11 protein-coding genes are annotated in these 9,884 nt (G+C 66.1%); 5 read left to right on the top strand and 6 right to left on the bottom strand.

Going from position 1 to position 9,884, the window contains the following annotated elements; genetic code table 11:
• Window positions 1-165: 165 nt before the first annotated feature.
• Window positions 166-1,077: a LysR family transcriptional regulator gene (locus tag VK533_RS08855; protein ID WP_324376540.1), complete on the bottom strand. Its 912-nt coding sequence runs from the start codon at window positions 1,075-1,077 to the stop codon at window positions 166-168.
• A 104-nt stretch (window positions 1,078-1,181) separates the two neighbouring features.
• On the opposite strand from VK533_RS08855, the gene VK533_RS08850 reads away from it, so the two are divergent.
• The 4 genes from VK533_RS08850 to VK533_RS08835 all read left to right on the top strand — a co-directional run bounded on the left by VK533_RS08850 (window position 1,182) and on the right by VK533_RS08835 (window position 4,685).
• The gene (locus VK533_RS08850) at window positions 1,182-1,562 is read left to right on the top strand and encodes a hypothetical protein (RefSeq protein WP_324376538.1); all 381 of its coding nucleotides are present in this window, start codon (window positions 1,182-1,184) and stop codon (window positions 1,560-1,562) included.
• A complete protein-coding gene (locus VK533_RS08845) occupies window positions 1,559-2,557 on the top strand; it encodes an alpha/beta hydrolase (protein ID WP_324376536.1) in 999 nt (332 codons plus the stop codon). The genes VK533_RS08850 and VK533_RS08845 overlap by 4 nt, the downstream gene beginning before the upstream one ends.
• Window positions 2,554-3,573: a dicarboxylate transporter/tellurite-resistance protein TehA gene (gene tehA / locus VK533_RS08840; RefSeq protein ID WP_324376534.1), complete on the top strand. Its 1,020-nt coding sequence runs from the start codon at window positions 2,554-2,556 to the stop codon at window positions 3,571-3,573. Before VK533_RS08845 ends, tehA begins: the two co-directional genes overlap by 4 nt.
• 119 nt (window positions 3,574-3,692) lie before the next feature.
• Window positions 3,693-4,685: a zinc-dependent alcohol dehydrogenase family protein gene (locus VK533_RS08835; protein ID WP_414712293.1), complete on the top strand. Its 993-nt coding sequence runs from the start codon at window positions 3,693-3,695 to the stop codon at window positions 4,683-4,685.
• Window positions 4,686-4,702: 17 nt separating this feature from the next.
• Here VK533_RS08835 and VK533_RS08830 read toward each other — a convergent pair whose 3' ends face one another.
• The 5 genes from VK533_RS08830 to VK533_RS08810 all read right to left on the bottom strand — a co-directional run bounded on the left by VK533_RS08830 (window position 4,703) and on the right by VK533_RS08810 (window position 9,227).
• Complete coding sequence (locus VK533_RS08830; RefSeq protein WP_324376530.1) at window positions 4,703-4,888, bottom strand: hypothetical protein; 186 nt, start codon at window positions 4,886-4,888, stop codon at window positions 4,703-4,705.
• Window positions 4,855-6,138, bottom strand: coding sequence for a YncE family protein (locus VK533_RS08825; protein WP_324376528.1), 1,284 nt, complete (start codon window positions 6,136-6,138; stop codon window positions 4,855-4,857). Before VK533_RS08825 ends, VK533_RS08830 begins: the two co-directional genes overlap by 34 nt.
• 1 nt (window position 6,139) lies before the next feature.
• Complete coding sequence (gene copM, locus VK533_RS08820; protein ID WP_324376526.1) at window positions 6,140-6,571, bottom strand: CopM family metallochaperone; 432 nt, start codon at window positions 6,569-6,571, stop codon at window positions 6,140-6,142.
• A gap of 36 nt (window positions 6,572-6,607) precedes the next feature.
• Window positions 6,608-8,149 carry a cation:proton antiporter gene (locus tag VK533_RS08815; protein ID WP_324376524.1) on the bottom strand — a complete coding sequence of 514 codons (1,542 nt, stop codon included), beginning with the start codon at window positions 8,147-8,149 and terminating at the stop codon, window positions 6,608-6,610.
• Between the two features lie 268 nt (window positions 8,150-8,417).
• The gene (locus VK533_RS08810) at window positions 8,418-9,227 is read right to left on the bottom strand and encodes an HAD family hydrolase (protein WP_324376522.1); all 810 of its coding nucleotides are present in this window, start codon (window positions 9,225-9,227) and stop codon (window positions 8,418-8,420) included.
• A 79-nt stretch (window positions 9,228-9,306) separates the two neighbouring features.
• Here VK533_RS08810 and VK533_RS08805 point away from each other — a divergent pair.
• The coding region (locus tag VK533_RS08805) for a GTP-binding protein (RefSeq protein WP_324376520.1) at window positions 9,307-9,884 on the top strand (578 nt) is incomplete at its 3' end.

Here is a 9,884-nt window from a genome sequence, read left to right as displayed (position 1 = left end):
AGAGGCAGCGAAGTCTTCGACTAACAAGGCATCCGAGAGCTTCGCGCCGGTCGTTCCCCGTGCGTTGCCGCACGGAGATGGGCTTGGTTCCTCTGCCCGGGCCCGGATCAGTGAACGTGAAATGTGTACACGTTTTGTTCTCTTTTGTCAAGTCCGGAATGACCGCTAGCCGAGCATGTGTCCTACCTCCGCCAAATCGGCTCTCAACGGGGGCGTCGCCTGCTCCACCAGCGAGCGCACAATGCCGCCGCTTCGCTGACTCGGGTGAAAGACGAAGTGGACGGGTATGGGGTCGGGTTCGAAATCCCTGAGCAAGCAGATCAGGCGGCCTTCCCGAATATCGTCGGCCACCTGATAGGATAAGGGATGGCAGATGCCATAGCCGCGACGGGCGACATCGAGCGCCGCCGCCTGGCTGTTGAGTGCAAGACGCGAACCGACCGCGACCGTCCGAAGTCGACCGGACGATGGCTGCGTGCGGAGCCGCCATACTTCACTGCCGCCGCCGACCTGCAGATCGATGCAGGCGTGATGGACAAGATCGCCCGGGTCATTCGGCATGCCGGCGCGATCGAGATAAGCGGGTGCGGCGCAGACCAGCCGCTGCACCGTGCCCAGGCGCACCGCGGTCAAAGCGGAATCCTGAAGATTGGCGATCCGCACGACCAGATCGACGCCTTCTTCCACCAGATCGACCATCCGGTTCACCACCAGCATGCGCGCGGTCACGCCAGGATGATCGTCAAGGAAGCGATCAAGGATCGGCATCACCTTGAAGCGGCCGAACAGCTCGGGCGCGCTGATCGACAATTTGCCGCTGAGCGGATTGCGGGAACGGTCGATCTGCGCGAGGCGGCCCAGCACGTCGCGATAGACCGCGATCTGCTCAACCCCCGCCTCGGTCAGCTTCAGGCTGCGGGTCGTGCGATGCAGCAGGCGTTCGCCGACGCGCGCTTCGAGCAAAGCCACGGCGCGCGTGATCGAGGCGGCCGAGCGCCCGAATCTGCGGGCGGCCCCTGCCAGCGATCCTTCGTCCACAACGGCGACGAATATCGCCATCGCATCAAGCCGGTCCATCGTTTCAAATCCTGCAAGGACAGATTGCAAGTTAGCAGACTTATTCCCGTTAGCTGCAATGATTAAATGCGTGAAGCGATAACGCAGTTTTGGGGACGCACGACATGATCACACGCAAAATCTGGCCGCTGATGCTGATGATGGCGGCAGCGGCCAATGCCGCGGTGCTGCCGCTCAAGCCGGGAAGCTACGTCCTGGTCGGCACATCCTGCCACGCGCCCGCTTTTGCCGCGACGTTCGACTATGACGGACACCGTTTCGCCTATCCGCATGCCAGCGATTGCCGATCGATCGTGCGCGCACATGCCGGCCAGACCTATCATGTCGACGAGACGTGCTCGGCTCTGGGCGACGGCGGTGCCGCCGCACCAACGACGACGTCGGCAACCTATACGATCCTGTCGCCGGCCCTCGTCCGTGTGCGCCAGGGGCATGCAAAGACCGAGACCGCCTATAAATGGTGTCCGGCGGGCGCGGGGAAATGATCAAGGACATCAGGCAAATCGACCCAATGCGCCGCAGGATGCTCGGCGGCCTGGCGATGGGCGCGATCGCGACGGGCCTCGCCGGGCCGACACGCGCGATCGCCGCAAAGGAAAAGGACAAGCCGATCATGGAAACCCATTTCCGGAATGTTCAGGTCGGTGACGTGAATGTCTTTTACCGCGAGGCCGGGCCGGTCGACGCGCCCGTGATCCTGCTGCTGCACGGCTATCCGTCGTCGTCCTTCATGTTCCGGGATCTGATCCCGCTGCTGGCCGATCGCTATCGCGTGATCGCGCCCGATTATCCGGGGTTCGGATATAGCGACGCACCGCCGCCCGAACGGTTCGATTATACGTTCGATCACCTGACCGACGTCATCGAGAGATTCACCGACGCGCTCGGTCTGAAGCGCTATGCGCTCTATATGCAGGATTATGGCGGCCCGGTCGGCTTCCGCCTCGCCGAACGCAGGCCCGAGCGGGTGAGCGCGCTGATCATCCAGAACGCGAATGCCTATGAGGACGGCTTCACGCCGGATCTGCGGCGCATCGTGCTGCGGCTGTGGACGGACAAAAGCGCGGAGGCGGTGGCCGCGATCCAGCCTTTGTTCGAGCTGCCGGCGACGCGCGGTCAATTCCTGGATGGCGAACCCGATCCGTCGCTGGTCAGCCCGGACGCATGGGAAGCGGCGCAAGCCGGCATGGAACGGCCCGGCAACAAGGCGATCCAGTTCGATCTGCAGGCCAATTATGGGAGCAATTCCGAACGTTATGCGGGCTGGCACAAGTATTTCCGCGGACATCAGCCGCCGACGCTTGTGGCGTGGGGCCAGGGCGACAAGGTGTTCGCGCCGGCCGGTGCCACCGCCTATCAGCGCGACCTCAAAAATATCGAGATCCACATGCTCGACGCAGGCCATTTCGCGCTGGAAGCGCATCACCGGGAAATCGCGGCCTTGATGCGCGATTTCCTTGGCCGCAAACTGGCCGCTTGAGCGAACCTGTCCCACCCTTGCCCGGAAGCGCGCGCGGCAAGCTGCCGCACGTGCCGGCCGCCTTCTTCGGCATCGTGCTGGGCCTGGCCGCGCTCGCCAATCTCTGGCGCGTCGGCCATGCGCTGTGGGGCCTGCCCGGCCTGATCGGCGAGACGCTGTTCGCCGGGGCCGCCTTTGCCTGGGTGGTGGTCGCGCTTCTGTACGCCGCCAAATGGTGGATCGCGCCGGATGTGGCGCGACAGGAGGCCGAACATGCCGTGCAATGCTGCTTCATCGGTCTCGGCGGGGTGACGACGTTGCTGATCGCGCAAGGCGCCCTGCCTTATTCGCGCGCGGTCGCGATCGCGCTGTTCACGTTGGGCTCGGCGTTCACACTGGCGTTCGGATTGTGGCGGACCGGGCGGCTTTGGCGCGGCCGGCGCGCGCCGGAGGCGACGACGCCGATCCTCTATCTGCCGACCGTGGCGGGCGGGTTCGTCGCCGGCACCACTGCGGCGGCGCTCGGCTGGAGCGACTGGGGCCAATTGGCGTTCGGCGCCGCCTTCTTCTCGTGGCTCGCGATCGAATCGGTGCTGCTCCATCGCCTCTACACGGCGGACGAAATGCCGCCGCTGCTGCGGCCGACGCTCGGGATCCAGCTCGCCCCGCCCGCGGTGGGCGCGGTCTGCTATCTGGCGGTTGGCGGAGGCGCGGGCGACCTGCTGGGCCACGCTTTGATCGGCTATGCCTTGCTGCAGGCGCTGCTGTTGCTGCGGATGGCGCGCTGGATCGGCGCGGCACCGTTCGCGGCCTCTTATTGGGCGTTCACGTTCGGCGGCGTGGCGTTCGCGACGGCGGTCGCGAAGATCGACCTTGTCGCGCCGACCCCCGCCATTGCGTTGCTGGCGCCGATCCTGTTCGCCGGCGCCAATCTGCTCGTTCTGGCGATCGCGATCGGCACGCTCTGCTTGCTATTGGGTGGTCGGCTGCTGCCGAGCACCGTGCCGGTCGGTCCGCCGAAAACGACCGGGTCGTGACCCCGTTCGACGCGCACGGCACCGCGCGCGCCAAGCCTTACGTCAGACGCCATCCACTTCGACGATTTCCGGGCGCGGATCGCGTCCGCTGCGACATGAAACGGGAGCTATAAGAGATGATCGCCAAGTCGATGCGCGCCGCGATGCTGGACGGGCAGGATGGGCCTTTCCGGATCGTCGAGATGGCGCGTCCGGTCGCGGGGCCCGGCGAGGTGCTGGTTCGAATCGCCGCGAGCGGGGTCAATCCGCTCGATCTCAAGATCCGGGCGGGGGCGGCGGGTCATGCGCGGCACGCGTTGCCGGCAATCCTCGGCATGGACCTCGCCGGAACCGTCGAAGAGGTCGGTGACGGCGTCGACGGTTTCCGGCCAGGCGACGACGTCTATGGCATGACCGGCGGCGTCGGCGGCATCCAGGGTTCGCTCGCGGACTATGCGGCGGTCGATGCGCGGCTGCTGGCGCCAAAGCCTACCACCCTGTCCATGCGCGAGGCCGCGGCGCTGCCGTTGGCCTTCATCACGGCATGGGAGGGGTTGGTCGATCGGGCGAAGGTTCGGCCCGGCCAGCGTGTTCTCGTCCAGGGCGGTGCCGGGGGTGTCGGCCATATCGCGGTGCAGATCGCAAAGGCGCTGGGTGCCAATGTCTATGCCGTCGACGGCGCGGCCAAGGCGGCGTTTCTGCAGCGCCTTGGCGCAACCCCGATCGACCGCGAAGAGAGCGTCGAAGCCTATGTCGATCGCCACACGGACGGTCGCGGGTTCGACCTGGTTTACGACACGGTCGGCGGCGCGGTGCTCGACGCGAGCTTCAAGGCGGTCGGCCGGTTCGGGCATGTCGTGAGCAGCCTCGGCTGGGGCACGCATGCCCTGGCGCCCTTGTCGTTCAAGGCCGCGAGTTATTCAGGCGTATTTGCACTCCTCCCGCTGCTGAGCGGCGAAGGCCGCGCGCACCATGGCGGCATCCTGCGCGAGGCGACGCGGCTGGCCGAGGCCGGCGCGATCAAGCCGAATGTCGACGCGCGCCGGTTCGGTATCGACGCGGTTGGCGATGCCCATGCGACGATCGCTTCGCGTACCGCAACGGGCAAGATCATAGTCGATATCGCCGAATAAGCGGCAACGTCCCCATTCTATCGCTGCACGACGGCACCGATCTGGCCGGCCTTCCCTTCCGCTATGACAAGGTATTTGCGCGGCGCGGTGTCCGAACCTTCGACGATCTGACGGATCGGGCCGACCGTATCGACGATCGCCGCGCCGGCCGGATTGGTCGTGAAGGATGCTAGCGGTTCGAGCGTGCCGCCTCCATCCGGCATGGTTGCCAGCGCCAGGACATAAGCTGCTTCGGGGCAAGCCCGGTAACCGCCGCCTGCAGCACCTGAACCAGGCCCTGATCGTACAGGCTGACACTCGTCAGCGCGCCGCCGGAGGCAGCGACAGATGTCAAAGTCAGATGCGCGGCCTGACCCGCGACACCGAGCGGCTGGAGATTCTGGAGGCCGTCGCCCGACGGCACGGCGTTCGGGACATAGACCAGAGCCTGCGGCGCCTGCCCGATCGGAACGGTCGCGATCAGGCGGTTGGTCAGCGTATCGATCACCGCCAGCCTGTCGTCATTTTCGAGACCGACATAGACCCGCGTGCCGTCACCCGACGGCCAGATGCCGTGCGGCAGCTTGCCGACCGGGATAGTGGCGACTTTGGCGAAATCGCCAGTGCGGAAGACCTGCACCTCGTTGAGGCCGCCGACCGTGATGTAGGCGAACTGGCCATGCGCATTGCGCACGAAGTTGACGTGGTTGGTGATCGGGCCGGTATCGAGCGTCTTGAGGATGGCGAATGGTGGCCTGGCGGAGAAGGCGACGGCCTTGCCGACGTCCTTCAGCGTGAACCACACCTGATCCTCGTCCGGGGTCGCGGCGATATTCGGACAGAAGGGGCTTGGCTGGGCGACCTGGCCGACGATCTTGTGGTCGGCGACGGCGACGACGACTGTGACCGGATTGAAGGACGAGCAGATATACGCATAGCGCCCATCCGGCGAGAAAATCGTCATACCCGGGCCGGCCGGTGTCTTGATCCGGGCCCGTTCCTCGAACGTCGCCGCATCGATGACCGAGATATAATCCTCGCCACGAACCGTAGCCCAGACCTCGCGTCCGTCCGGCGTGAAGAACGCCTCGTGCGGCGATCGGCCGATATAGGTGGTGTGCTTCACCGCGTTGGTCGCGGTATCGATGAACGTCACCGAGTTCGAACCGATCGAGACAACCGCCAGCGTTCGGTGATCGGGCGAGAAGCCCATACCATGAACGAGCACCTGACCCTTGTAGAGCGGACTGAAATTGCCCGGTTGCGGATCACCCAGCCGGATCAGCCCAAGCAGCCTGTTGTCGACCGGATCGGTAACCGAGACGGTGTTGGAGAATTGCTCGGCGGCATAGACGCGGTCGCTGTGGCTGATCCTCACGTCGGGCGATGCGGCTGCATCGGGTGCCTGCCCCGCCCATGAGGCCGAGCAACCGCATGTGCCAAGAAGCACGGCGATAGGTACGAAATGCTTCATGTCACTTCTCCTGTCCGGCCTGCATGCCGACATGATCGGAACTCTTGTGATCAGGCTGGGTCGGTGCCGCGATGGACGGCGGCAGCGGCTGACCGAGCGCAAGACGCATTGCGGCGATTTCCTGCTGCTGATCGACGATGATCTCCTGCGCGATCCGCTTGAGCTGCTCGTCATGGCCATAGCGCAGTTCCGCGACCGCCATGTCGATCGCGCCCTGATGATGCGGCACCATCATTTGAACGAAGTCGCGATCCACGTCGCCCGTGGGCCGCACCATCATTCCGGCATGCATTTCGGCCATCGCCCGATCCGTATCGGCAACGAAGCCTTGCGCCGCGCCATCAGATTTGAAGGCCGCCGGCGCGGCAGCCAGGCCGGGCAACGCCAGCGACCCGGCCAGTACGAGGGGCCAATAGCGAGGGCGTAGGCGCATATATCACCTCTTGCGACAACGAATGGCGGCCAATGATCAGCTTTCCTCGATCTGGCGATCCGCCTCGCTGCTGATCGCAACCTCCAAGAAATCCAGTTCCTCCTGCAGGATCAGGAAGGAATCCGCGCCGACGCGTTCCTGGGTGCGCAATTCCTCCAGCCGCTTGCGCTGGCGGCGCATCGCGGCGAGGCCGAGCTTGCGCTTTTCGTGCAGCGGCGCGCAATGGATCGGCGGCGTGACCGCATCGCGCGCGACCCCGAAGCCCCAGCGCCAATAGTCCGCCGCGGGGCCGGTCTTGCCGTCGAGCGTGGCCAAGGCCGCGGACAGCATGTCGGCGCGGGCAGTGGCCAGTTCCTCATCCAGCCCGTCCTCGCCATCCAGCTTGAGCAGGCGGACGAGCGGCGCGAGCGTGAGGCCCTGGACGATAAGCGTCGTCAACACGACCGCGAAGGCGGTCAGTACGATCAGGTCGCGCTGCGGAAAGGCGGCGGGCAAGGCGAAGGCGGTGGCGAGCGTCACCAGGCCGCGCATGCCGGACCAGCCGATCAGCACGCCCTGGCGCAGGCTCGCCGGCTTGAAATCGCCGCGCAGCGCCCGGAAACGATGCGCGAGGCGGTTGTAGATCAGCACCCAGCTCATCCGCACCACGATCAGGCACAGGATCACTTCGAGCGCGAACCAGGCCGCCTGATGGAGCCGGTCGGGCGCCATCCCGCCGACGATGGTGCGCGCCTGCAGGCCCATCAGCAGGAAGGCGAGCACGTTGAGCAGGAACACGACCGTTTCCCACACCGCGAAGCTGTGGATCCGCATCCGTGGCGGGGTGGTGAGCCCGGCGGTGCGCGCGATCGTCATCGCGAAGGCGACCAGGGTCAGCACGGGCGACAGGCCGACATGATCGGCGATCACCCAGATGCCGAAGCAGGTCACGAATTCCATGAGATTGCCGCCGAGCGTGCCGGCGACGAACGGGGTTATATAGCGGAGGACTCTGGCGAGCAGGATGCCGGCCACTATCCCGCCCGGCGCCGCCAGCCCCAGCCGCACCGCCAGGCCGGTGTCGATCCCGCCATGCGTCTGGATCGAGATCGCGGCACCGAACAGGAGCAAGGCCGCCGCATCGTTGAGCAGGCTTTCTCCCTTGAGCACCGTGATCGTGCGGCGCGGCATGCGGACGCTGGAGAGGACGGCGGTGGCTGCGGCCGCGTCGGGCGGGGCGACGATCGCGCCCAAAGCGAGCGCGGCATAAAGCGGCAGCCCCGCCAGCGCGACGCCGAGCCACGCGACCGCGCCCGCGCTCAGCAACACGGCGACCACCGCGAGCGCGAACAAGGGCCGCCACAGGCGCCAGACCGCGCGCACCGGGAAATCGTAGGCCGCATCGACCAAAGCCGGCGCGATGAAAAGCGCGAGCGCGATCTTCGGATCGAAGGTGATCCGCGGCACGCCCGGAATCAGCGCGAGCGCGACGCCCGCCGCCGCGAGCATGGTCGGATAGGGAATGGCGAGCCGCCGCGAAACCTGCAGCAGCAGGATCGCGGTCGCGAGCAGCGCAAGCAGGCTTTCGAAGAAGCTCACGCGCGCCAGTGTAAGCGAACCGCGCGGAAACGGAATATCGGTCAGGCCGGGCGATCAGCGAGTTCGACGTGGAACCAGATTCCCCTTGGCCAGTTTTGCGACCGAGGCCGGCCTTCAGCTCCCCGCTCGCCGGCCACGCATTGAGCCCCGTCGCCTCCCCTAAGTGGCCGGCGGGGCTCTTTCGCGTCAGGGCTCCATCCAGGCCTGACCGTCCGGCACGAGACAGAAGAAGCGGGATTCCCGCGCGCGGGAATGAGGGATCGGAGGCCTAGGCCGCCCGGCGCAGATCGGGCCGCTTGACCGGGAAAGCCTGTCCCAGCCGCTCCACGACCCAGGTTCCGGGCGGGAAAGGACTATCCAGCGGGTCCGCGCGCCCCAGAAACGGGATCGAACAGGCGGCCGCGCATCGGTAGTCGGTCATCGCATCGCCCACGAACAGGCAACGCGCCGGATCGAGGCGATAGGTATCGAGCAGTTTTTCGACGATCGGTTCCTTGCGCCGCGGGGCGCCTTCGACCGAGCGGAAATAATGGCCGAGCCGCTTGCGGACGAGAATGATAGCGAGCTCGTCATGGGGCGTGCCGGACACGACGTGGCTGGGAATGCCGACCGAGCGGAGCTCCTCCAGAACGTCGATCACATCGGGCAGCAGCGGGCTTTCGACAACAACATCGAGCACGAGGTCGCCCAGCCGCGCGCACCATGACGCCACGTCTTCCGCCGACAGGGTGACGCCAAGCAGTTCGCGATGGAATTTTGGGATCTTCTCGTACCGGGTTTCGCCCGGCACGGCGCGTTGATAGGCCTCGACGGCGGCGCGTACATCCTCGCCGAAGGGCCGGTAGAGCTCGCCGAAGGCATGGACCTTCGCATCGACCGAGTCGGCAATGACCCCGTCGAAATCGAAGAAAACGCAATCGAGCCGCGCAAGAGACAGGATCGGCATAGCTGGTTCCAGTCGATCGGGAGTTCCGATGGGCGCGGAGCTTGCAGCAACCATGGTTAAAGGCCCGCTAATGGCGCGTTGAGGGACGATCGGGCTGGAACGGTCCGTCCGTCCGCTCAACGCGCTTGCCATCTTTTCCCGATAGGCAGATCGTCCCGATTCCGGGCGGGTCCTTTGCCGAAGAGCGTGGGGTAAGCAGGAGGAGAGCGAGATGGGTGAGACCGTCCACGGCACAAGAGCCGTTGCGATCGTCGGACCAGCGGGCACGGGCAAGACCAGCCTGGCCGAAGCCATGCTGTTCGCGGCGGGTGCGATCCCCCGATTGGGCGCGGTCGATGCCGGCAGCACGATCGGCGATGCGAGTCCCGAAGCGCGGGCGCGATGCGGATCGACCGAGCTCAACCTGCTGCGCTTCGACTGGATGGGCGATACGTTCGCGCTGATCGACGCGCCCGGTTCGTCGGGCTTCGCGGCGGATGCGGAGCGGGCGCTGGCGCTGGCCGACCTCGCCCTGGTGGTGATCGATCCCGATCCGGCGCGGGCAGCCTTGGCCGAGCCGACGCTGCGGCGGCTGGAGGCTCTGGGCCTGCCGCATGCCATCTTCGTCAACAAGATCGACCAGGCGCGCGGATCGATCGAGGATCTGCTCGCGGCGCTTCAGCCGTTGAGCGGCGCCGCCCTGGTGGCGCGGCAGATCCCGATCCGGGCGGGCGAACGGGTGGCGGGGTTCGTCGATCTCGCGCTCGAACGCGCTTATCATTACCAGCCGGGCAAACGGTCGGAACGGGT

The sequence above is a fragment of the Sphingomonas sp. genome (assembly GCF_035317925.1).
In the GTDB taxonomy this organism is placed as follows: Bacteria; Pseudomonadota; Alphaproteobacteria; order Sphingomonadales; family Sphingomonadaceae; genus Sphingomonas_I.
Note: the sequence above shows the minus strand (reverse complement) of the source record. Positions and strands in the feature narration are given on the sequence as shown.

What these genes read in the sequence shown, in the direction of transcription:
- VK533_RS08855 (WP_324376540.1), bottom strand. Translation starts at nt 1,077, where the DNA reads ATGGACCGGCTTGATGCGATGGCGATATTCGTCGCCGTTGTGGACGAA.
- VK533_RS08850 (WP_324376538.1), top strand. Translation starts at nt 1,182, where the DNA reads ATGATCACACGCAAAATCTGGCCGCTGATGCTGATGATGGCGGCAGCG.
- VK533_RS08845 (WP_324376536.1), top strand. Translation starts at nt 1,559, where the DNA reads ATGATCAAGGACATCAGGCAAATCGACCCAATGCGCCGCAGGATGCTC.
- VK533_RS08830 (WP_324376530.1), bottom strand. Translation starts at nt 4,888, where the DNA reads ATGCCGGATGGAGGCGGCACGCTCGAACCGCTAGCATCCTTCACGACC.
- VK533_RS08825 (WP_324376528.1), bottom strand. Translation starts at nt 6,138, where the DNA reads ATGAAGCATTTCGTACCTATCGCCGTGCTTCTTGGCACATGCGGTTGC.
- copM (WP_324376526.1), bottom strand. Translation starts at nt 6,571, where the DNA reads ATGCGCCTACGCCCTCGCTATTGGCCCCTCGTACTGGCCGGGTCGCTG.
- VK533_RS08810 (WP_324376522.1), bottom strand. Translation starts at nt 9,227, where the DNA reads ATGGCAAGCGCGTTGAGCGGACGGACGGACCGTTCCAGCCCGATCGTC.